Annotated in this window: 22 protein-coding genes; 13 read left to right on the forward strand and 9 right to left on the reverse strand. The window is 67.1% G+C overall.

The annotated features are described in order from the left end of the window. Positions 1–126: 126 nt before the first annotated feature. Genes QUW25_RS08930 through QUW25_RS08950 form a run of 5 tightly spaced genes read left to right on the forward strand, consistent with a single transcriptional unit; the run spans position 127 to position 4,040 of the window. The gene (locus tag QUW25_RS08930) at positions 127–1,062 is read left to right on the forward strand and encodes an ABC transporter ATP-binding protein (protein ID WP_289511864.1); all 936 of its coding nucleotides are present in this window, start codon (positions 127–129) and stop codon (positions 1,060–1,062) included. Continuing rightward, entirely contained in the window at positions 1,059–1,859 is an 801-nt protein-coding gene (locus tag QUW25_RS08935; RefSeq protein ID WP_289511865.1) for a hypothetical protein, read from the forward strand. Before QUW25_RS08930 ends, QUW25_RS08935 begins: the two co-directional genes overlap by 4 nt. After that, positions 1,856–2,677, forward strand: coding sequence for an ABC transporter permease (locus QUW25_RS08940; protein WP_289511866.1), 822 nt, complete (start codon positions 1,856–1,858; stop codon positions 2,675–2,677). The genes QUW25_RS08935 and QUW25_RS08940 overlap by 4 nt, the downstream gene beginning before the upstream one ends. Beyond that, the gene (locus tag QUW25_RS08945) at positions 2,677–3,711 is read left to right on the forward strand and encodes a sensor histidine kinase (RefSeq protein ID WP_289511867.1); all 1,035 of its coding nucleotides are present in this window, start codon (positions 2,677–2,679) and stop codon (positions 3,709–3,711) included. The genes QUW25_RS08940 and QUW25_RS08945 overlap by 1 nt, the downstream gene beginning before the upstream one ends. A gap of 11 nt (positions 3,712–3,722) precedes the next feature. Then, positions 3,723–4,040: a YbjQ family protein gene (locus QUW25_RS08950; RefSeq protein WP_289511868.1), complete on the forward strand. Its 318-nt coding sequence runs from the start codon at positions 3,723–3,725 to the stop codon at positions 4,038–4,040. A 49-nt stretch (positions 4,041–4,089) separates the two neighbouring features. Here QUW25_RS08950 and QUW25_RS08955 read toward each other — a convergent pair whose 3' ends face one another. Beyond that, positions 4,090–4,644 (reverse strand): hypothetical protein, encoded by a 555-nt coding sequence (locus tag QUW25_RS08955; protein ID WP_289511869.1) that lies wholly within the window; start codon positions 4,642–4,644, stop codon positions 4,090–4,092. Between the two features lie 49 nt (positions 4,645–4,693). Continuing rightward, on the reverse strand, positions 4,694–5,356 hold the full coding sequence (locus tag QUW25_RS08960) for a helix-turn-helix domain-containing protein (protein ID WP_289511870.1): 663 nt from the start codon (positions 5,354–5,356) through the stop codon (positions 4,694–4,696). A gap of 179 nt (positions 5,357–5,535) precedes the next feature. Here QUW25_RS08960 and QUW25_RS08965 point away from each other — a divergent pair, with 179 nt between their 5' ends. The 4 genes from QUW25_RS08965 (at position 5,536) to QUW25_RS08980 (ending at position 7,492) form a co-directional block, all read left to right on the forward strand. Then, positions 5,536–5,805, forward strand: coding sequence for a hypothetical protein (locus QUW25_RS08965; RefSeq protein WP_289511871.1), 270 nt, complete (start codon positions 5,536–5,538; stop codon positions 5,803–5,805). Between the two features lie 23 nt (positions 5,806–5,828). Further along, entirely contained in the window at positions 5,829–6,275 is a 447-nt protein-coding gene (locus tag QUW25_RS08970) for a GNAT family N-acetyltransferase (RefSeq protein ID WP_289511872.1), read from the forward strand. A 269-nt stretch (positions 6,276–6,544) separates the two neighbouring features. After that, positions 6,545–7,252, forward strand: coding sequence for a hypothetical protein (locus QUW25_RS08975; RefSeq protein ID WP_289511873.1), 708 nt, complete (start codon positions 6,545–6,547; stop codon positions 7,250–7,252). Between the two features lie 9 nt (positions 7,253–7,261). Beyond that, positions 7,262–7,492, forward strand: a complete 231-nt coding sequence (locus QUW25_RS08980) for a helix-turn-helix domain-containing protein (RefSeq protein WP_289511874.1) — start codon at positions 7,262–7,264, stop codon at positions 7,490–7,492. On the opposite strand, the gene QUW25_RS08985 is transcribed toward QUW25_RS08980, so the two are convergent. From QUW25_RS08985 to QUW25_RS09000, 4 genes are read right to left on the reverse strand one after another with little or no spacing between them, the layout of a single operon-like run. Further along, complete coding sequence (locus tag QUW25_RS08985) at positions 7,487–8,380, reverse strand: hypothetical protein (protein ID WP_289511875.1); 894 nt, start codon at positions 8,378–8,380, stop codon at positions 7,487–7,489. The genes QUW25_RS08980 and QUW25_RS08985 overlap by 6 nt on opposite strands. Before the next feature lie 5 nt (positions 8,381–8,385). Next, positions 8,386–9,054, reverse strand: a complete 669-nt coding sequence (locus tag QUW25_RS08990) for an ABC transporter ATP-binding protein (RefSeq protein ID WP_289511876.1) — start codon at positions 9,052–9,054, stop codon at positions 8,386–8,388. Then, a complete protein-coding gene (locus QUW25_RS08995) occupies positions 9,047–10,654 on the reverse strand; it encodes a hypothetical protein (RefSeq protein WP_289511877.1) in 1,608 nt (535 codons plus the stop codon). The genes QUW25_RS08990 and QUW25_RS08995 overlap by 8 nt, the downstream gene beginning before the upstream one ends. After that, positions 10,651–11,472: a hypothetical protein gene (locus QUW25_RS09000; RefSeq protein ID WP_289511878.1), complete on the reverse strand. Its 822-nt coding sequence runs from the start codon at positions 11,470–11,472 to the stop codon at positions 10,651–10,653. The genes QUW25_RS08995 and QUW25_RS09000 overlap by 4 nt, the downstream gene beginning before the upstream one ends. A gap of 217 nt (positions 11,473–11,689) precedes the next feature. On the opposite strand from QUW25_RS09000, the gene QUW25_RS09005 reads away from it, so the two are divergent. Further along, positions 11,690–14,275, forward strand: a complete 2,586-nt coding sequence (locus QUW25_RS09005; protein WP_289511879.1) for an ABC transporter permease — start codon at positions 11,690–11,692, stop codon at positions 14,273–14,275. Positions 14,276–14,439: 164 nt separating this feature from the next. On the opposite strand, the gene QUW25_RS09010 is transcribed toward QUW25_RS09005, so the two are convergent. Both QUW25_RS09010 and QUW25_RS09015 read right to left on the reverse strand, forming a co-directional pair. Further along, a complete protein-coding gene (locus QUW25_RS09010; RefSeq protein ID WP_289511880.1) occupies positions 14,440–14,922 on the reverse strand; it encodes a GNAT family N-acetyltransferase in 483 nt (160 codons plus the stop codon). Next, positions 14,903–15,091, reverse strand: coding sequence for a hypothetical protein (locus QUW25_RS09015; protein ID WP_289511881.1), 189 nt, complete (start codon positions 15,089–15,091; stop codon positions 14,903–14,905). The genes QUW25_RS09010 and QUW25_RS09015 overlap by 20 nt, the downstream gene beginning before the upstream one ends. Before the next feature lie 337 nt (positions 15,092–15,428). Between QUW25_RS09015 and QUW25_RS09020 the strand changes: the two genes are divergently transcribed. Both QUW25_RS09020 and QUW25_RS09025 read left to right on the forward strand, forming a co-directional pair. Continuing rightward, positions 15,429–15,956: an RNA polymerase sigma factor gene (locus tag QUW25_RS09020; protein ID WP_289511882.1), complete on the forward strand. Its 528-nt coding sequence runs from the start codon at positions 15,429–15,431 to the stop codon at positions 15,954–15,956. Continuing rightward, complete coding sequence (locus QUW25_RS09025) at positions 15,940–17,079, forward strand: DUF4179 domain-containing protein (protein ID WP_289511883.1); 1,140 nt, start codon at positions 15,940–15,942, stop codon at positions 17,077–17,079. Before QUW25_RS09020 ends, QUW25_RS09025 begins: the two co-directional genes overlap by 17 nt. Positions 17,080–17,161: 82 nt before the next feature. Here the strand turns inward: QUW25_RS09025 and QUW25_RS09030 are convergent, their stop codons facing one another. Beyond that, a complete protein-coding gene (locus QUW25_RS09030) occupies positions 17,162–17,653 on the reverse strand; it encodes a GNAT family N-acetyltransferase (RefSeq protein ID WP_289511884.1) in 492 nt (163 codons plus the stop codon). A 249-nt stretch (positions 17,654–17,902) separates the two neighbouring features. On the opposite strand from QUW25_RS09030, the gene QUW25_RS09035 reads away from it, so the two are divergent. Beyond that, positions 17,903–19,621: an ABC transporter ATP-binding protein gene (locus QUW25_RS09035; protein WP_289511885.1), complete on the forward strand. Its 1,719-nt coding sequence runs from the start codon at positions 17,903–17,905 to the stop codon at positions 19,619–19,621. Position 19,622: the final 1 nt, after the last annotated feature.

Consider the following 19,622-nt stretch of genomic DNA (forward strand, 5'->3'; position numbering starts at 1 on the left):
TGCCTGTCACCACTGTCACAAAAGCGCCCGCCCCCAATTGGATCCTCAAGGTTTCTTTAGATTTGGCTCACGGTTTCTAAAGGTCTGCCCGTCAGACTGGGAGGCAGCCTCTAGAAAGGAGCTCGCGTGAACGTCATAGAGACGCACGGCCTCACCAAGCGCTACCGTCGCAAGCTGGCCGTGGACAACCTGGACATGACCGTCGCCGCCGGCGACATCTACGGCTTTGTGGGCAAGAACGGCTCGGGCAAGTCGACCACGATGAAGATGGTCGCGGGCCTCGCGCGCCCAACGGCCGGCGAGGTCGTCCTCTTTGGCGACCCTGAGCACGGCGGCGCGACCCCGCAGGGCTTCTCGCGCATCGGCGCCCTCATCGAGAGCCCGGGCGTGCTCGCAAGCCTCACCGCGCGCGACAACCTCGTCGCCAAGGCGCTCGCGCTTGGCATGACGCACGCGGGCCAGGTGGCGGACGACCTGCTCGGCCTCGTGGGACTTGACCCGCGCGACCACCGCCGTGTGAAGGCCTACTCGCTCGGAATGAAGCAGCGCCTGGGCCTTGCCCTCGCGCTCGTGGGTAGCCCCGACCTGCTGCTTCTGGACGAGCCGTTCAACGGCCTCGACCCCGAGGCCACGCGCGCCATGCGCCTCGCGCTCGTGCGCCTCAACCACGAGCACGGTGTCACGATCATGATCTCCAGTCACGTGCTCGACCAGCTCGACCGCGTTGCCAAGCGCTTCGGCGTCATCGCGGACGGTCGCCTCACGGCCGAGTTCACCGATGAGGAGCTCCACGAGCGCTGCGGCAGCTCCGTTCGCGTGCGGCTGGCGGCGCCGGAGCGCGGCCTCGCCCTGCTCGAGCAGGCGTTGCCGCAGGCGACCTTCCGCGCGGAGCCGGACGGCGCGCTCGTGGTCACGGGTGCTGCGCTCGACAAGGTCAGCGCGGCGTGCTTCTCGGCCGGCATCGAGGTCCGCGAGCTTGCCCAGCAGGAACGCGACATCGAGGAGTACTTCGTCGAGCTCATGGGCGGCATGGACGGCGAGAAGGACGGTGACGCCCGATGATCGCCCTGCTCCGCTCGGACGCCTATCGCGTACTGCACTCGCGCTGGATTTGGGGCGTGGCTGTCATTGTGGCGTTTCTCCTACTCGCACCAGGCCTCATGATGCGCTGGACCAGCATGGGGCCCGTCTGCTATGACGACCTCACCAGCTCGGCGCTCACCATGGCGGGCGTTCAGATGCTTGCCGCGACCATGGCATCGATCGTGTGCTGCGATCGAACCGACATCGGATTCGCCCGTTCGATTCTCTCGTCCCTCGGCGAGCGCGCCCGCATGGTCTGGTTTGCCGAGAAGTGCGTCTTCTCGCTGGCGCTGGCTGCCGTCCTCATTATGTTTGCGTTTGTGGTGGGGCTTCTCGGCCTGTTTGTCTCTGGGGTGCCCGTGATGACGCCCGAGCCCGCGTGGCAGGTGGCCGCCTGGCTCGGCTGCACGTGGCTCTGCGCCGCGCCCTACGTCGTGCTTACGGTGCTCGTGGCGCATCTCACACGCAGCGAGGGCGTGACCATCGGGTTTGCCGTGCTCAGTGCCGGAGGCTTGCTCGAGGGCGGCCTGCTCATCGGAATCGACTTCCTGTACGCGCTGCTCGGCGGCGAGTTCCTCACGGTAACGGCCGCCGTGGGCCCATGGATGCCCGCCGAGATCGCGTCTGCGGTGGGCGCCGGCGCGCAGACGATGCTCTCGGCCGACAACGCAGTGCACCTTGAACCCGCCGTTCGCGCGCTTCTCGTCTGTCTGCCGCTTACTGTGGCCACCGTTGCCGCCGACGCGCTGCTCGTCTCGAGGAGGGATGTCGCATGATCGCGCTGCTCAAGTCGGACCTCTACCGCACGCTGCGCTCCCGTTGGCCGTGGGTCGTGCTCGCCCTCGTCACGCTTGCCACCCTTGGTTCCGCGATCCTCACGATATGGTGGCCGCTCGAGCCCGGCATCGTCTACGACGGCCTCACCGGGCGCGCCGGCGCGCTGCGCCTCGCCGGGCGCGGGAGCTCCATCGCGCTCGTCTCGACCATCGCCCCCTTCGTGGCCGCGCACCTCTCCTGCGCGGACTCCGATTCCGGCTTTGACCGCACGCTGCTCGCGTCCCTGCGCGGCCGCGCCGCCTACTTTGCCGAGAAGTACCTGCTCACGGTGCTCATTTCCGGCATCATCCTGCTTGCCTACCTCGTGTTCAGCGGGTTTGGCGTCCTCGTGACCCTGCGCCCTGTGGAAAGCGTCGAGCCGCTCTGGCAGGTCGCGGCGTGGGTGGGGGAGGGCTGGCTCGCGGCGTGCGCCTACGCGCTCGTCGTGTTGCTCGTCGGCCAGCTCACGCGTCTCCGAGCAATTGCCTTTATCGTCGCGTTCCTGCTGCTCTCGGGTGCCGTGGAACAGGGGTTCTTTAGCTTCCTCCTGCTTGTGAGCGACGCGTTCGGCTTGGAATGGGGCTCTGCGCTCGAGGCTGCCATCGCTTGGATGCCCTACGTCACCACGGCTGCGGTTGGCAACGGCGCCGCGGACATGCTTGCCGTGGATGCCACCGGCTTTGTCCCGGCTGTCCGCGCGCTCATCGTCTGCCTCCCGCTCTGCCTTGCGTGCGGCGGGCTCGGCGCCCTCGTTGGCACGAGGCGTGACCTCACGTGATGCACGACGCGTTCCTCGAGCAGCTCTACCGCTGGCTGGAGCCGCTCGTCGACTGGCTTCTTGCAAGCTCTAGGATGGAGTGGCTTGCCAGCTTCACGGAGAGGTTTCACATGGCAGAGGGAATCATGCTCGTGGCGATGCTCGCGCTCGGCGTGGGGCTCGGTGCGGTTTTCGTCGTTGCCTGCTACGCCACCGAGCTCGGGCGCCAGGCGCGCTTCCTCGCGCGCCGCGAACGCGAGAGCAACGCGCGCCTCACCTGCGGAAGCCGTCTTCCCGGCATGGTCGGCATGGTCGATGCCGTGAACGCCGAGATCGACGCCGCCGGCGCTGAGCGCGTGCGCGCCCTGCGCGCCGCCGACGAGTTCTCGCGCGGGCTCTCGGCGCTCTCCCACGACGTCCGCACGCCGCTCACCGGTGCCCGCGGCTACCTGCAGCTCGCGCGCGAGGAGGTGGATCCCTCGCGCAAGGACGCCCAGCTCGCGGCCGTGGACGCGCGGCTGGCGGCGATGTCCGGGCTCTTGGACGAGCTCTTCTCCTACGCCCGAGCGGCGGACCCAGATACCCCGCTTGAGCTGGGGCCCATTGCCCTGAGGCCCCTACTGGAGCAGGTTCTTCTCGGCCACTATCCTGAGTTTGAGGCGCGCGGCTGGGAGCCCGTGCTCGAGCTGGAGGATTCGTCGGTCGAGGTGACGGCGGACCGGGAGGCGCTCACGCGCATTGTGGAGAACCTTGTGGTCAATGCCCTGCGGCACGGCTTGGGGCCGCTTGCGGTGCGCGTGCGGTCGGCAGGCGAGAAGGGCGGCGAGAAAGACGGCGTTGTCGTGGAGTTCTCCAACCCCGTTGCCGACCCCTCCGCCATCGACGCCGACCGGCTCTTCGAGCGCTTCTACCAGGCGGACGCCTCGCGCTCTACGGCAGGATCGGGCCTTGGCCTCTCCGTTGCCGCCAAACTTGCCACCGCTCAGGGGATGGACCTCTCGGCCTGCCTCGACGGAGCCAATCTTGTCGTTACGCTTGTCGCAAAAACCGTTTGAAAGGAGACCTCATGATCGTCACGACCACCAACTCAGTTGAGGGCTACCAGATCACGGACTACCTGGGCATCGTTACCGGCGAGGCCGTGAGCGGCATCAACATGTTCCGCGACCTCGGGGCTGGGATTCGCAATGTCTTTGGAGGACGCTCGGCCGGCTACGAGGAGGAGCTCCAGCAGGCGAGAAACGAGGTGCTGGAAGAGATGCAGGCCCGCGCCGACGCGCTCGGTGCGGACGCCATCGTGGGCGCCTCCATCGGCTACGAGACCTTCGAGGGCATGATCATGACCTGCTGCTCGGGCACCGCCGTCCGTCTCCGTCGCGCATGATTCAAATGGGGTGACAGTCAGCTCTGACGCCAGTGTCACCCCATTTGAATCATTTGACAAGCTCGTCGAGCGCTGGCGTGAGCTGGGGCTCGATCTCCTCGATCGTCTCGCCGAGAAGGGCGAGCGGCTCGACGAGCGTGGCGCCGGGAAGCGCCTCCCGCAGGTCCGCGAGAAGTGCGTCTCCGGGCTCGCCCGTGCTGTCGGCAAGCGTGATGACGGGCAGCACGGCGATACCCGTGAGGTCGTACGGGCCAAACTTCGTGAGCGCCTCGGTAACAATGCCCGGCAGGCGGCCGTCAAAGACGGGCGTGGCGAGCACGATGGACTCGTAATACTTGATGACGTCCTTCATGACCGGCCAGGTTTCGAGGCCTCTCCGAAGCGAGGAGATCTCGCCGATCTCCAGTCGGCTCATGCAGCGCCTCCCTGGCGGGAAGAGCCACGCGCAGAGGTGCTTCTCGGCAACCTCGGCCACGACGGAGGCGGGGGAGGGCTCGGCCTCAACGGGCCGCTTGTCCAGCCCCATCACAAACCCCGCGCGCGAGAGCCAGATGACGCAGGCGTGCCGTTCGTCCGGCGTGGGCTTGGAGTCGATGAGGTACATGGCGGCTTCCCGTATACGGCAGTGACGATCCCAGTATCCTACGTCGTCCCTAGGGGAGTTCTCTCACATAGAACGCGGCGGCAAGCAGCGCGACAACCACAATCGCGGCCAGCCAAACCTTCCAGTAGGGGATGAACCAGCGAAACAGGAAGTCGCTCGGAACCTCCTCCGTAGGATCGCGTCCCTCGAGAAACGCTGTCGCAGCGACCGCGCCTGCGAGGTCGTGTTCTCGCATGAACGCACGGAGACGAGGAACGGCACGAAGTGCGAGGATAGCCTCGCAGATGACCATTGTCAAAAGCATGATGCCGCGTAGGGGCTCGATCGCAGGACTCGTGTGTCGCAGCGGCGAGAGCAGGTAGCGCACGAAGACAAGGATGACGCAGACGACGAGCAGCGCAGCGCAGAGCACGAGCAGCCGCAGGAGCTCGTGGCGCTCGTTTGCGGTCGTCCGCACGGCCCGCGATCCCTTCTCGCCGATGAGCGCGTCGACGGTCGTTTCAAAGACTTGGCTGAGAAGGACGAGGCTCTGTACGTCCGCCAGGGTGCGGCCCGCCTCCCAGTTCCCGACCGTCTGCCGTGAGACGTAGACGCGCCGCGCGAGCTCGGTCTGGGAGAGCCCTGCAGTCTCGCGGAACTCACGGATGCGCGCGCCGATGATCTGCTGCGCAGTCGCTTGGTTGGTGACCCTCTCCGCGGTCTTCTCGTCCATGACGCCTCCCTTGAGGCAAGTGTACCTGCCTGTTCGATCGGCGGCGACTACATGGCGGCGAGAGGATGGAAAAAGGTTTTGCCATGGCTGTGAGCTGGGACGATGTTCTTCTCGCTCATTCTTTCGCGCGGCCGGCTGCGCGCGCGGGCTATAGTGGTCGCAGACGGAAAGGAGTGCCTATGCTTCCCTTTGCCCTCGGCGTCCCCGTACTCGTGTTGCCCGTGGTTGCCGTGACCGTCCAGCCTAGTGCCCGAACGCTGGGCCTCGTTGCGGCGAGCTATTTCTTCCTTGCGCTATGTCTCACATCAGTGCTGTGGAGTAACACGGTCGCTGACGATTCGACGCTGTTAGACACGGTCAATGGCTGGTTCTTTGGTGCGGCGTTCCTCATGGTTTGGGCGACGCTCTTCTCCGGCGTCGCCGTGGCGCGCTATTGTAGGCACTCATGATGAGCTCACGCGAAAGGGGCGCTGTGGAGAAGAGCGTCGTTGAGGTGAGTGAGCTTTCCACCGAAGAGTGCCAAGCCCGGTTCAGCGAGATTCTCGACCTGTACGAGGCGGTTGGCTGGACAAACTACACCACTCGCCCCGAGAGACTTCGTGCGGGGTATGCGGGCTCCCTTGCGGTCTGGGGCGCCTTTGAGGGCGAAAATCTCGTCGGGGTCGTACGCGTCGTGGGCGACGGAGCCACGATCGTCTTTGTGCAGGACCTCATCGTTGCGCCGATGCATCAACGCAGGGGCATTGGGGCACAACTCATGCGCGCCGTCATCGAGCGGTTTTTGGATGTCTATCAGATGGAGCTCCTCACGGACGACGGCTCAGGCGCCTGCGCACTCTACGAGAGGCTCGGCTTCGTTCGAAGCGACGCGATGGGGTGCGTCGCATACGTCAGGGTCGCCAGCGAGCAGAGTGCGTGAGGGCAAGTTGAAAGACGTCGTCCTCTGAATGACTCGCCCCTCGGTAGGGTACAATGAGCTCGACGGCGGCCTACGCGGGGAAGCCTAGGCAGCGTCGTCTTTGGGTTCGGGGCCGCCAGCGCAAGCGCTTGCGGCCCCTCGCCGTTTTACGTCGCGTCTACCGACCGGATTGCGCCGCCCGCCGCAATTTCTTCTCGCAATTATCGACTGTCGATAATTAGTGGTACAAGAACGATAAGAACCATGGCGAGAAGAACGGAGGGGTCACAATGAAAACCGAGATGCTGACAAGGTCTCAGGCAGACGGCCGCATCCGCGGGGCCGCGCGCGTGGCTTCGTGCTTCTGCTGGGTCGCCGCTTTGGTGGCGCTCCTCTCGGCACTCTTTGGGGCGTGGTCGGCGTTCGTTCTCACAACCGCCTCGATGGAGGAGACCGGTCGTGACGCCGTGACCGCCTTCTTCTCTACGAGCAAGGGAAGCCCCGGGTTCCTCGTGAGCGAGACGGAGGAGCAGCCGCCTCAGATCACCTACGACGAGGACGGCAACGAGGTTGGCCGCTCGCAGGTCATGGGCGGCACGGTCTATCTCTCCGGAAGCCCCGTCTCGACCCTTGCCAACGGCGTCGTCTTTGGCGGCCTGGCGTGCGCGGGCTTTGCCGCCGCGGCGCTCATGTGCTCCAAGATCCGGCGCACCGGCGTTCCGTTTGCCCCTGAACGGGCGCGTGAGCTGGGGCGCGTTGGATGGCTGGTCCTTCTTGCCGGGTGCGCGCCCACGTTGCTTCACATGCTTCTGGAGGGCATTGCGGCCGCGGTCGTTCACGCCCTGCTGGAGTCCGGCGAGATCTTGAGCTACGCGCTCACGGCGAGCTTTGGGCCCCAAGACCTGATGCTCGTCTCCCTGGGAATCCTGCTCGTGCTGGTGGGTCGCGTCTTTGAGTACGGCTGCATCCTGCAGAAGCAGGATGACGAGACGCTGTGAGGCACGGTAATGATTGTCCTTCGCCTTGACCGCGTGCTCGCGGACCGCAAGATGCGCTCAAAGGAGCTTGCCGAGAAGATCGGGCTCACCGAGGTCAACCTCTCGCGCATCAAGACCGGCAAGATCTCCGCTGTGCGCTTTTCCACGCTCGACGCCATCTGCCGCGCGCTCGACTGCCAGCCCGGGGACATCCTCGAGTACGTGCCGGACGGGGGTGACAGGCCCGAGGGGGCGTCATGACCCCAACGTGTTGGCTATGATCGTGGCGGCTCCGGCAAGATAGGCCTCCTTGGCCTCCTCGTCGTAGCAGAGGCGGTCGTAGCGCTGTGCCTCCCCAAAGGTCATCTCGTCGTCATCCTCCTCCCAGCTGTAAGGGTTGCCGTTGGCGTCGACGCCCTCGTGGACGACGTGGGTCTCGTCCACCCAGACGCGCTCGGGGTGCTCGGGCGCGTCCGTGGGCACCGCGGCGTACGGGTGCCAGATGAGCCTATAGACTGGCTCGGTGCCCGGCATGCCCTCGGGGTAGTCCTTCTCCTCTAGGAAGAGCAGGTACTCCTGCCCCTCGCGGTAGGGGACGCAGCAGTCCCCGTAGCCAAACGTGACCATACGCTCGTCGCCCTGCTGCCCCTTGCCGGTGGGATTGTGGTCGGGCGTGGATATCCGCAGGTTCTCAAAGACGTCGATCGTGTCACCCACGTCAACGCTCGCTCTGTCGTTACGCACCATGCCCGTCACCGTGAACGCGCATCGAAACGCCTGGTAGACGTACTCCCGCTCGCCGGTGAACGTTGCCGTGACCACCAGGGGCGCGTAGTCGGCGGGGTTCTCTACGGCCGCGCTCGTGAGGTAGAGCTCGTCGGCCGCGTCATCGGCCGGGGCGACGCCCATCGCCTCGCGCTCGGCAAGGGCGGCCTCGAGGTCGTCTTCGGTCGCCAGCGCGAGTTGGAGCACGTGATCGGTGCGGACGTCGTACGGCAGCGCGTCGAGCGCGGCCGGGTCCGCAGAGAAGTCCGTCACGCTCGCGCGAAACGCCAGCGCCAGCGCGTCGCACGCGGCGAGCACGAGCGCCACCGCCACGGCAAAGACGCGTCCTGTGAGCCTTGGGAGCCTCAGCGTTCTTCTCGCCATGCGAATCACCCCTCCCGCACGATGCGCCCGTCCGCCATGTAGAAGCGCCGCTCGAAGAGCGCCTCGAGGTCGGGCTCGTTGTGGCAGGCCAGGAGCACCGTGGCGCCGCGTTCGCGCTCCTCGCGAATGATGCGGCAGACGAGCGCGATGCCGTCCACGTCGAGCGCATTGGTAGGCTCGTCGAGCACGAGGAGCCCGGGCGACTCCATCACGGCCTGCGCCACCGCGAGCCGCTGCTTCATGCCCAGGCTGTAGGCGCCGTACTCGCGCCCGTCGTCCGGGTTCAGGCCAACGCGCTCGAGCGCGGCGCGGATCTCTCGCTCGCCGATGGCGCCGCGGATGCTCGCGAGCAGGCGTAGGTTGTCGAGGCCGGTGTACTCCTCCCAGAAGCCAACGTTCTCCAGGATGAGGCCGAGCCCGGCCGGGAAGCTCGCGTCGCGCCCGATGCGCTGGCCAAAGACGTCGATCGTGCCGGACGTGAGGTGGATGAGGCCGGCGATGGCGCGAAAGAGCATCGTCTTGCCGGACCCGTTGATGCCGGAAAAGCCGTAGATGTCCCCGCGCGGCAGCTCGAGCGAGACGTCGTCAAGTACCGTGCGCCGGCGGATTACCTTTGTGGCGTGGCTGATGACGATCTTGTCCGTGCCGGCGGTCGTGATGGTGGGGTCAGTCATGGCGGTCACCTCCGAGGATGTCGAGCCGGCGCGCCTCGCGGACAACGAGCGCACAGGCGAGAAGGACGAGCAGCAGCAGATAGGCGAGGGAGAGGGGCGCGCTCGCGCCGATGGGCGCGGCGTGGAAGGCGGCCGTGGCGGCGGCGCTCGGCAGCCAGGGTGTGAGCGCGACGACGGCGCTCTCGGGGAGAAAGACGCAGGCCACGAGGCTCGTTGCGTGTGCCACGGCCACGACGGCCCAGGCTATGACGGCGTCCAGGCGCAGCGCGAGCAGGTTGACGAGAAGGACGAGCAGCACGGAGCCGGCCACGGAAAATGGCAGGACCTGCGCGAGCGCGGCGGCAACGTCTTCGAGGACGTCACCGGAGCCCAGAAGGCACGCCGCCGCCGCGACCGTTGGCGCGAGGGCGCCGTACGCCCCGGCAAGAAGCGCAAGCTGGCCGGTCCTTATCAGCGCCCAACGGGTCCGCGCGTTGCAGCGCTTTGGTGTGCGCGCTCCGCAAACCTGTCCCGAAATCTCTGCACGGAAAAACACGTCCCCAAATGACAGACGGGGCAAGAGGAGGGGAGCGTGGGTGAGGTCTGAGGTGAGGAAGCTAGCAAGGAGCCAGGCGAGGGCAAGGGGCGGTAGGAGGGCGCCGACCGTGCCAAAGAGGTCGATGCCTAGGTCGTTGGGGAGAAAGATCGTTCCGGCGTGAAGGCGCGCGAGGGCGTAGATTGGGTTGCCGCGCGACAGGAGGAAGGCCACGAGGGCGGCGGCCCCCACGCAGGCGCAAACGCGCCCCAGGTAGCGGCGGCGCAGAGGGAGCCAGAGGACGAGGTGCCTCTCGCCGCGAGAGCTCTTCTCGCCTGGCCCGCTACCGCCCTCGCCGAGCACGTCTCGCCGACGTAGGGCGAGCGCCGCCACGCCCATGAGTGTGGCAATCGCGACGGCGTACTTTGCCATGCAGGCGAGAGCGTCGGCGGTGTCCGGCACGTTGCGGGGTGGCATCGTGCAGAGCCATCCCCAGCGGTCGAGCGGGGTGTCGTTCAGGAGCCGTCCCTGGAGGAGGTAGCCGACCGCGCCGTAGGCAAGCGCCACAACAGCAGCGGCCGGCACGAGCGAGGTGAGCGCGTACGCGGCGAGCATGAGCACGGCGCATACGAGGAAGAAGAGCGCCTGCCGCGCGAGGATGCCGAGAAACGCGAGCACAAGCTGCGGCGATGCCGTTTCGGCAGGAACCTGTGGCACGACAATGACGAGCCCGCTCACGAGCGCGACCACGGAGAGCATGAGCGCCTTGCCCGCGGCGATGCCGAGGAAGTCCGCCACCGCCCAGCCGCGCGAGCGCATCCGCACGAGCCGGTGCGCGTCAAGCAGGCCCTCGAGGTGGCCCGCACAGGCATAGACGAGCAGCGGCACGAGGAGGAACGCGGCGGAGCTGGCATCCGTCACCCACATGTAGCCGTAGAGCGCCCCGCTCGTGCCCGGGATATAGCTCCAGAAGTCGATGGGCCGCGCGAACCATTGCCACGCGCGCAGCGCGAGCACGATGGCGAGCGCCCGGCGGCAGCGGCGGTCGAGCACGCGCAGACGCAGGGTGTCGGCTAGGGTGCTCATAGCAGCACGTCCCTCCCGCGGGCGAGCGCCCACGCGATGGCGGCGACCACCGCAAGCGTTGCCGCCAGGGGCGCAAGCGCCATGAAGGCGAGCGAGGTCTCGGGCGCTGCACCGGGGTAGAGGTAGTTCGAGAGCGCGGCCCAGCGAGGAAGCACGAACAGGGAGAGCAGGTAGACGAGCGTGGGCGCGCCGAGCACCACGAGACGGCTCCTCCTCGTGTAGAGCGAGACCGCCACCGACGCCGCCGCCATGATGGCCGCCCAGAGGGCGTCGTAGCAGATGAAGATCAGGTTGTGCAGGTAGGGATGGGACCATCGCAGGTCCCAGAGCAAAAGCTCCATCGAGCCGGTGCCAAAGACGTCCGGCATGGAGGCGGCGTCGTTGAAGCTCGTGACAAAGCCGTCCGGAGCGCTCGCGGGAAAGACGAGAAGCGCCAGCGCCTGCGAGAGGAGCAGCGGCACGAGCACGACGACAAAGGCGGCGAGCGCCGCCGCGCACGCGGTCGCCCAGACGTAGCGGGCCGTGGTTGTCCTTGTTGCCACGCATCCTGCGGCGCGGCAGCGCACGTCAAGGTAGAGCGTGTCGGCGAAGGCCGAGGACGAGACGATGAAGAGCAGGAAGAAGACGAGCACCGCCCAGGGCGCAACGCCAAGGTAGTCCGCGTTTCCCGCCCAGCCCGCGGCTGCGGAGGGGAGCTCGCCCGCATCGTGCCCCCAGAAGGAGGCAAGCGTCTGGGCAAAGGAGGCGGCCACCACCAGCATCATGAAGAGGAAGGCGTAGCGGGCCATCCGGGAATGCGCGGCTCGTGCGAGCTGCATGCGAAAGATGCCGTGGTTCCTCGCTCGACGCCTTGCGCGACGTTCCGTGGATGAAGGTCTCCGTGTCATGCGCCACCTCCTATTCCGTTGTCTCAAGCGTAGTTGTCGCTTGTACGTAAGACCAGTGACCGATTTGTCATATGCGCAGGTCGCTGCGTGACGGAACTGTCACTGGCGCAGGCTCCTCTCGTGCTGCATGATGGCATGAGGGGTGCCCATGTCCATGCAGCTCAGCGTCTTCACGCACTACGCCATTCGCTCGCTTGCCGTTAACCGCACGCGCACGGTCGTGACCGCGGCGGGCGTGGCGCTTGCGTGTGCGCTGCTCACCTTCGTGCTGGTGCTGGTGGGGAGCCTGCGGGCGGGCCTCGTTGCGAGTGAGGTGGCCTTGGAGGGCGCCTGGCAGGTGAGCTTCTCGCAGATTGACGAGGGGCAGCTCGCCCGCGTTGAGGACGAGCTCGGCGACCCTCTCGCCGTGCGACGAGACCTCGGCGCGGCGCTCACGGGTGATGCTGAGGTTCCGCTGCTCAACGTCGTTACCACGCTGACGGGCGAGAAGGACCTCGTCGTGGAGCCGTCTCTCGCGGACGGCCGATGGCCGGAGGCGCCGGGTGAGGTCGCGGTGCCCTCGCACTGGGCGAAGACGTGGCCCGTGGGCTCGACGGTCGAGCTCTCGCTCGCGCGTCGCCAGCGGTCGTCGGGCGGCATCTCGGCTTACGAATACCCCCCGAGCTATGAGCTTGACGAGAAGGGCGAGGTGCAGCTTGCCGAGGAGTTCGTGGATGTGGGCGAGCCGCGGGCCCTGACCGTCGTGGGCATTGTCGACGGGGACGCGGACGTGGCCTACGTCTGCCCGGACGAGACGGACTGTGGGCCGGAGCCGCTGACCTTTGCGTGGGCGGCGCCCGACCTTGGCGTAGACGAACTCGACCAGGTGACGGAGGGCATCTGCGAGCAGGGCGGGTACTCCTCCTATCACAACGCACTCTTGGAGTATCTGAGCCTGGGAAACAGCCGCGGCTTTGACATGAGCGTCGGGTTTATTGGTGCGTGCGCCTCTGCCCTGGCGTGCCTCGTGACGGTAACGCTCATATCGGGCTCCTTCCGCGTCTCGGTCGTGGAGCGCGTGCGCCAGTTCGGGCTGCTCTCCTCTGCGGGGGCATCCCGCCGCCAGCTCGTGCGCGTCGTCCTTGCGGAGGCGGCGCTGCTCTGCGCCGCGGGCATCCCCGTGGGGCTTGTGCTCGGCGTAGCTTTGGACGCCGTGGCACTGTCGCTCGCCGCTGAGGGTACGACATTTGTGACACGCGGTCTGCCGATCGCGTTGAGCGTGGAGCCTACTGCGCTTCTTGTCGCTGCGGGCGTGTCCGTGGCAGCGGTGTTTGTCGGCGCGCTTGCACCCGCGCTCCGTGCAAGCCGCCTGCCCGCCGTCGAGGCCATGCGCGGGGTAGAAGCCAACCTGGGCTCGTCGGTGGGGAGAGGGCCCGGCGCTCGGACAGCTTCGGCGCACAGAGCGCGCCTGCAGAACTCGCGGCGGACCCTCTCCCCACCGACGAGCCGCGAGGTTCCCGTCCTTCTCGCCCGGCGCTTCCGTCGTTCGGGCAGGTCGCGCGGAAGGGCGACGGTGGCTGCGCTCGCGCTTTCCGTGGCGCTTCTGGTGGGCGGTGGCGTCATGGCGACCTATCAGGGAGAGACCATTTTCGCGGGGACGCCTGCGGACGTGAGCGTGAAGGTGAGTCGCGAGGGAGCTGCGGCTGCGCTGGGTGCCAAGAGCGAGCTTGCCTATCTGCCTGCGCTGCTTGAGCGGCTGCGGGCGTTGGACGGCATTGACGAGGCGGGCTTTGTCTCCAAGACGCAGGTCTCGTTGGACCTGGATGACAGTGCGGTGGCGTCGTGGGCGGACGAGGAGCTCTGGCGTCCCGATGGCAACGTCTTCGGCACGGTCCTCTACGTCGACGACGCCACATGGGCGCGTCTGTGCGAGGAGGTGGGCGCCGTGGCGGACCCGGGAGGCTGCATCGTCGTGAACGAGGTGACCGATGCGGACCGCGCGGGGGAGCGTCCGTTTTCCGAGGCGCTTCTCGACACGCGGCTCTCTGTCGTTGGGGCAGGCGTGTCGTGGAAGGTCGTGGGGCTTCTCGACGGGGTACCGGCGTGGTTCTGGCTCACGCGCGGCGAGCTTGAGAGTGTGCTTCCCACGGTGCTTGCGCCGGCGTCTGCCGTTGCGGATCTTGACCAGGAGCTCGTTGGGTACGGCATGGTCACGCTCTATGCCACGGCCGAGGACTCTGCGCGCGCCGCGGAGGAGGTCGAGCGTCTGCTCGAGGAGGACCCTGCGCTTGTTGCCTTGGACGGTGCCGTGGACGAGCGGGCTGAGGCGCATCAGACTCAGGTGTACTACGCGGCGCTGGAGGTTTTGCTCTCGGGCGTTGGCATCGTCGCAGCAGTGGTCGGCCTGGCGAGCGCCTTTAACACCTCCGCCGCGAGCGTGCTGCTGCGCTCGCACGACTTTGCCGTGCTGCGCTCCGTGGGCATGGGGGAGCGGGCGCTGCGGCGGATGCTCGCGTACGAGTGCGTGCGGACGGCGGCGTGGGGCCTTGCGCTTGGTCTTGTTGCGGCGCTCGCGTTTGACCTCTGGGTCTACGCGCGGGGCGGCATCAGCGTGCGGAGCCTGGGCTTCGTTGTTCCCTGGGTGCATGTTGCGGGAGCGGTGGCGCTGGTTGCGCTCGTCCTTCTCGCAAGCTGCATGTATGCGATGCGCCGCCTGCGGTCCGTCCCGCTTCTCGACGCCCTCCGCTCGGACTGATGGTGACAAAGGTGACAGGGCTGTTTGTCATGATGACAAACAGCCCTGTCACCTTTGTCACCAACCTTCACTTAGCCGTCCCCGTTTGCGCCAAGTGTGCAGCAATCGAGAAAAACGGGCTCCGGAGGGGTCGTTTTTCTCGATTCATGCACACTCAGTCTCGTCTAGAGCTCCCGTCGCCAGCGGGCTCCGCGCTCGGTGCGCTCGTAGGGCTCAAAGCCGGCGGCCGAGAAGCACCGCTGGGACGCGACGTTCCAGTCGTAGATCTCGCCCACGAGGACCTCGCGCCAGCCGAGGCCGCGCGCCCGCTCGCAGAGCGCCCCAATCACGCGCCGACCGACGTGGTGTGCCCGCAGGTCCTTCTCGCCGATGACGATGGGGAGGTCACTTGGGCAGAGCGTGACGTCGCCGACCGCGCGCCAGCTGCCCGACGCGCCCTTGTCGCGCACCTCGATGTACCAGAGTTCGCCGCGCTCTGCGAGCCAGTCGTACATCCGCGCCAGCCGCTCGGGCGTGTAGGGCTCGCGCTTGCCGTCGACCATCCAGAGCGTCTCGGGGTCTTGGTACCACGAGAACGCCTCGACTGGTGGTGCGTCAAGTCGAACAAGTCGCAGGTCAGATGCTATGTTAAGAACGTCTGGTGTCATCGGATCTCTCCTGAAGTCGCAGTTCGAGGCGACGAATCTTCTCGGTTGCCTCCTCGACCTTCTCCTCGACGTCTGGGACGTCACAAGGAGGGTCGGGCACGCCTGTGAACCAGATTGATGTTCCGCCGAGCTCGTTGAACTTGAGGTACGGCCAGCGCGGAATGTCCATGGCGCCTCCTTAGTCAACCAAGAGGATTATCGCGCATTTTGCTATCTCAGATTGGTTGCTCCGGGGCTCGTACGTTGTTGAACGTTGGCGATGACGTCCCAGTCGTGCGTCCTTTGCAACCGAGAGCAACTCCATGGTCATCCCTCGTTATCGGCAGAATAATCATCAGATTTGTTGACTTCTTCGGCGGATAGTTTGCCGATAACAGAAATGGAAAGGAAAGCTCGTTCTAGGATTCGTTTGGGTTGTCACGTTTCACGCTCGAGCGTGTGTAGTAGGTGACGGGATGGCGGCCGCATCCCAGAGATGAGAGGCGTACATGAGAGGAGGCTGGCCGATGCAAATCCCCCGCAACGCATTGGACCGCGATCCCGAGCGGCTCGTGCGCGACTACGCCGACCTGGTCCTGCGCGTGTGCTACACCTACCTGCGCTCGACGGCCGACGCCGAGGACGTCTGCCAGGACACGCTCGTGAAGCTGCTCCTGCGCGAGGAGCCGTTCCACGACCCCGGGCACGAGCGCGCGTGGGTCGTCCGCGTGGCGGCCAACGCCTGCAGGAACCTGCTGCGCGACCGCGGCGCGCACCCGGCGGTGGGGCTTGACGACGTACCAGAGCCGGCGGCGGCGCAGACGCCCGGCGAGGACGCGCTCCGGAGGCGCGACGAGCGCGTGCTCGACACCGTGATGGCGCTCCCGCTGCCGCAGCGCGAGGCGGTCTACCTGCACTACTACGAGGGCTACCCCACGCGCGAGGTCGCGCGGATCGTGGGCGCCACGGACGCCGCCGTGCGCCAGCGCCTGAGCCGCGCCCGCGCGAGCCTCAGAGACGACCTGAAGGGAGACTACGATGACTTCCCCGCTTGATAGCTACACCGCCTCGATGGGCGACCTGCACTTTTCCGACGAGGCAAAGGCGCGCATGGCCGAGAGCCTGCGCGCGGCCGCAGCCGCAAGAGACGCCGAGAAGAACGCGCAGCCCGCGGCCCCTGCCGAGGTCCTGACCATGCCCGCGCGCCGCCCTGCCCGTCCCCATGCGCGCCGCTGGGTGCGCGTCGCCGCCGGGCTTGCCCTGGCGCTCGTGCTGGGCGGGGGCGCCACCGTCGCCGTGGCGGTGGGCGTGCTGCCCAACCCGGCCGACGTGCTCTCGGACGTCTTCGGCGGCGCGCCGTCCCAGACCGAGCTCCTGAACGACGTGGGTCGGCCGATCGGTGCGAGCGCGACCTCGAACGGCGTCACCGTGACGGCCGAGGCCGTGGCAGGCGACCGGTTCAACTATGCCGTGGCCTACTCGATTGAGTTCGACGATCCCGCCGCGCTCGAGGGGATTGAGTTCCACGAGGGTGGCACGCTGACATACGTGGGGGACGCGTTCCTGCGTGTGGACGGCGCGATGAGCGGCGGCGGTCTCGTCCGGCTCTACGACGCCGACCCCGGTGACAACACTCTGCAGCTCGTGCAGGTTATGGGGGTGCAGACGTGGAACGACGCGGGCATCGTGGGCCGCACGGCGCGCTTCTCGATGAGCAAGCTCGAGATCTACGCCGATGACGGGGGGTTCAAGACGCTGGCGGCCGGCAACTGGAACCTCAAGTTTGAGATGAACTACGTGGACACGACCGTCGACCTGCCAGCGGGCCAGACAACAACGTGGCAGGGCTCGGCCGTCACGATCGACGCCGTGGCGGTGTCCTCCCTCGGCGTCACGGTGGACTACACGATCGACCGGCAGACGCGCGACCTCGCGCTTCCCGGTGAGGTGAGCGACGAGGCCCTGGAGGAGCAGGCCACCACGATTGGCCTTCCCGTCATCGTGACCTTTGCGGACGGGACGACGTTCGACGCCACGGATGCCAACGGCTCCGCGGTGAAGCACGGCGACGGCACGACCACCGTCTCCAAGGCGACGACCTACGACCACATCGTGGACACGGATGACATCGTGAGCGTGACCGTGGGCGACGTGGAGATCCCCGTGAGCGCCGCATAGGGCTGATGTAGCTTGTGATGAAGGGGGCGAGCCGCAGGTGAGCGGCCCGCCCCTCCTTGCTGTCTATCCGGGGTGCGTGCGGTCAAGCGCCACCCTTGTGCCGAAGGACCAGCTCGGTCTCCTCCATGGACCCCTCGTCGAAGGTGACCCCGGTCCTCTCGAACCCCATATGCTCGTAGAAGCCGAGCGCGGCGGCGTTCGAGGAGAACGCGCTCAGCACGACGTCTCGCTCGCCGATGCGCGAGAGTGCCGTCTCAAGGAGCGCGCGGCCGACGCCTCGTCCCTGGAACTCCCGGAGGACATAGAGGTTGCCGATCTCGGCCGCGCCGTCGACGCTGAAGTGCTCTCGGCTCCGGTCCGACCAGCTGATGTATCCGACGATTCTCCCGTCAATCTTTGCCACGAGCGTGCGCAGGCTGGTGAGCCGGCGCGTGACGTCCTCGGCGAACTGCGGCGTGATTGTGTCGTTGAGCTCGTCCGGAAGCAGTCCCCGGTATGTCTCCTGCCACGTCCGCGCATGGACTGCCGCCTTTTCCGGGATGTCCTCGGGGGCGAGGGGAAGAATCTGAGTCATGGGAGTCCCTTCGACGCGTTAATCATAGTGAAAGATAGGCGTTTGGTAACGCTTACCGCTGGAAGGTCGCTGTGCGGCCGACACATATAAGTGCCGGCAGGTAGCCTTTTGCCGCTCGCCTCCACTTGCCGAGTGAGGCTTGCCAGTGTCGGAGCTGCATTGTAGGGTGGTAGCGTACTGCACCCGGCGAAAGGTCGACATGCTCTAGGTCCTTCTCGACATATCAGCTGTACCTGATGGGAGAAGACCATGAAGTCGACTATGTCCGCCGCCGCGCGCGACTACGTCCGCGCGTTCTATCGTGACAACCGTCTCAACCTTGCTGTCGCCCTCGCGCTTACGGTGCTCGACGTGCCCGCCGCGCTTATTGGGTCGTGGCTGCTCGGCCGCATCATCGACGTCATCGGCACCGGTGACGCCTCCGAGCTCGCGCACCTGGCCGTGTTCTGCGGCGCCTTTCTGCTGGCGTCGCTCGCCGTGAGCCTCGGGATGTACCGCGCCAAGTGCGCCTTCATCTATCGCGCGCTTGCGCAGTACAAGTCGCTCGCGTTCGAGCGCCTCTCCGAGAAGGGCGTGCGCGCCTTTGCCCGCGAGAACACGGGAAGCTACCTCTCGCTGCTCACCAACGACGTGGCCTCCATCGAGGAGGGCTACCTCAAGCGCGGCTTCCTCATCGTCTACCACGCGCTTTTGCTCGCGGGGTCGCTCGCGATGATGTTCGCGCTCTCGGTGCCGCTCACGGCGGTGGCCGTGGCGCTCAGCGCGGCGCCGATCGCCGCGTCCGTGGCCATGGGGCGCGAGATGGGGGAGCGCGAGCGGGCGGTCTCGGCCGGCAACGAGCGCTTCGTCTCCCGCCTGCGCGACCTGCTCGCGGGCTTCTCTGTGGTCAAGGCCTTCCGCGCGGAGGGCGAGGCGCGCTGGCTCTTCGCCGCGGCCAACGCCGAGGTGGAGGCCCTCAAGCGCCGCCGCTACTGGTGGGAGTGCCTGATCGGTGCGGTGAGCGAGAACCTCTGCGGGTCGCTCCTGCAGTTCGGCGTCTTCCTCGCGGGCGCGTGGCTCGCCGTCACGGGCGAGGTCACGGCCGGCACGGTGCTCGTCTTCGTGAACCTGTGCAACTACCTCGTCATGCCCATCAACGTGCTGCCGCAGTTCCTGGCGAGCCGCCGGGCCGCCGCCGGCCTCATCGAGAAGCTTGCGGAGGCTGCCGAGAAAAACGAGGCGCGCCGGGGCGAGGGGGTCGGGCGCGACCTCGCGGGCGGCGTCGTGCTAGACCATGTGGGCTTTGCCTATGACGGAGGGGAGCCCGTGCTCTCCGACGTGAGCCTGGAGCTCGCCCCGGGCGGTCGCTACGCGCTCGTGGGCGCCTCCGGCAGCGGCAAGTCCACGCTGCTCAACCTCCTCATGGGCGGGGAGGACGGCTATACGGGCAGCATCCGCGTGGGCGGCCACGAGCTGCGGTGCGTTGACGCGGGGAGCCTCTGCGACCTCATGGGCCTCATCGACCAGCAGGTCTTCCTCTTCGACGACACGCTCGGAAACAACGTGACGATGTTCCGGGACTTCCCCGAGGCCGCCGTGCTGGACGCGTGCCGCCGCGCGGGCCTCGGCGAGCTCGTCGCCGAGAAGGGCCTGGGGTACGCATGCGGCGAGGGCGGCGCCAACCTCTCGGGAGGGGAGCGGCAGCGTGTCTCCATCGCGCGGGCGCTGCTGCGAAAGACGCCGGTCCTTCTCGTTGACGAGGCGACGTCGGCGCTGGACGCGAGGACGGCCTCCGAGGTGGCGGGCGCGATTCTGGACCTCGAGGGGCCCATGCGCCTGGTGGTGACGCACCGGCTGGAGCCGGCGCTGCTCGCGCGCTACGACGAGATCTTCGTCCTGCGCGAGGGCCGCGTGGTCGAGCGCGGCACGTACGCCGAGCTTACGGCCGCGGGCGGCTACTTCGCCGGCCTCTGCGCCGTTGTCGGGTGAG

The sequence above is a fragment of the Thermophilibacter provencensis genome, from assembly GCF_030372065.1.
GTDB lineage: Bacteria > Actinomycetota > Coriobacteriia > Coriobacteriales > Atopobiaceae > Thermophilibacter > Thermophilibacter provencensis_A.

What these genes read in the sequence shown, in the direction of transcription:
- QUW25_RS09005 (WP_289511879.1), top strand. Translation starts at nt 11,690, where the DNA reads ATGTCCATGCAGCTCAGCGTCTTCACGCACTACGCCATTCGCTCGCTT.
- QUW25_RS08940 (WP_289511866.1), top strand. Translation starts at nt 1,856, where the DNA reads ATGATCGCGCTGCTCAAGTCGGACCTCTACCGCACGCTGCGCTCCCGT.
- QUW25_RS09010 (WP_289511880.1), bottom strand. Translation starts at nt 14,922, where the DNA reads ATGACACCAGACGTTCTTAACATAGCATCTGACCTGCGACTTGTTCGA.
- QUW25_RS08945 (WP_289511867.1), top strand. Translation starts at nt 2,677, where the DNA reads ATGCACGACGCGTTCCTCGAGCAGCTCTACCGCTGGCTGGAGCCGCTC.
- QUW25_RS08960 (WP_289511870.1), bottom strand. Translation starts at nt 5,356, where the DNA reads ATGGACGAGAAGACCGCGGAGAGGGTCACCAACCAAGCGACTGCGCAG.
- QUW25_RS09020 (WP_289511882.1), top strand. Translation starts at nt 15,429, where the DNA reads ATGCAAATCCCCCGCAACGCATTGGACCGCGATCCCGAGCGGCTCGTG.
- QUW25_RS08935 (WP_289511865.1), top strand. Translation starts at nt 1,059, where the DNA reads ATGATCGCCCTGCTCCGCTCGGACGCCTATCGCGTACTGCACTCGCGC.
- QUW25_RS09025 (WP_289511883.1), top strand. Translation starts at nt 15,940, where the DNA reads ATGACTTCCCCGCTTGATAGCTACACCGCCTCGATGGGCGACCTGCAC.
- QUW25_RS09000 (WP_289511878.1), bottom strand. Translation starts at nt 11,472, where the DNA reads ATGCAGCTCGCACGAGCCGCGCATTCCCGGATGGCCCGCTACGCCTTC.
- QUW25_RS08950 (WP_289511868.1), top strand. Translation starts at nt 3,723, where the DNA reads ATGATCGTCACGACCACCAACTCAGTTGAGGGCTACCAGATCACGGAC.
- QUW25_RS08955 (WP_289511869.1), bottom strand. Translation starts at nt 4,644, where the DNA reads ATGTACCTCATCGACTCCAAGCCCACGCCGGACGAACGGCACGCCTGC.
- QUW25_RS08980 (WP_289511874.1), top strand. Translation starts at nt 7,262, where the DNA reads ATGATTGTCCTTCGCCTTGACCGCGTGCTCGCGGACCGCAAGATGCGC.
- QUW25_RS08985 (WP_289511875.1), bottom strand. Translation starts at nt 8,380, where the DNA reads ATGGCGAGAAGAACGCTGAGGCTCCCAAGGCTCACAGGACGCGTCTTT.
- QUW25_RS09015 (WP_289511881.1), bottom strand. Translation starts at nt 15,091, where the DNA reads ATGGACATTCCGCGCTGGCCGTACCTCAAGTTCAACGAGCTCGGCGGA.
- QUW25_RS08990 (WP_289511876.1), bottom strand. Translation starts at nt 9,054, where the DNA reads ATGACTGACCCCACCATCACGACCGCCGGCACGGACAAGATCGTCATC.
- QUW25_RS08965 (WP_289511871.1), top strand. Translation starts at nt 5,536, where the DNA reads ATGCTTCCCTTTGCCCTCGGCGTCCCCGTACTCGTGTTGCCCGTGGTT.
- QUW25_RS09035 (WP_289511885.1), top strand. Translation starts at nt 17,903, where the DNA reads ATGAAGTCGACTATGTCCGCCGCCGCGCGCGACTACGTCCGCGCGTTC.
- QUW25_RS08995 (WP_289511877.1), bottom strand. Translation starts at nt 10,654, where the DNA reads ATGAGCACCCTAGCCGACACCCTGCGTCTGCGCGTGCTCGACCGCCGC.
- QUW25_RS09030 (WP_289511884.1), bottom strand. Translation starts at nt 17,653, where the DNA reads ATGACTCAGATTCTTCCCCTCGCCCCCGAGGACATCCCGGAAAAGGCG.
- QUW25_RS08975 (WP_289511873.1), top strand. Translation starts at nt 6,545, where the DNA reads ATGAAAACCGAGATGCTGACAAGGTCTCAGGCAGACGGCCGCATCCGC.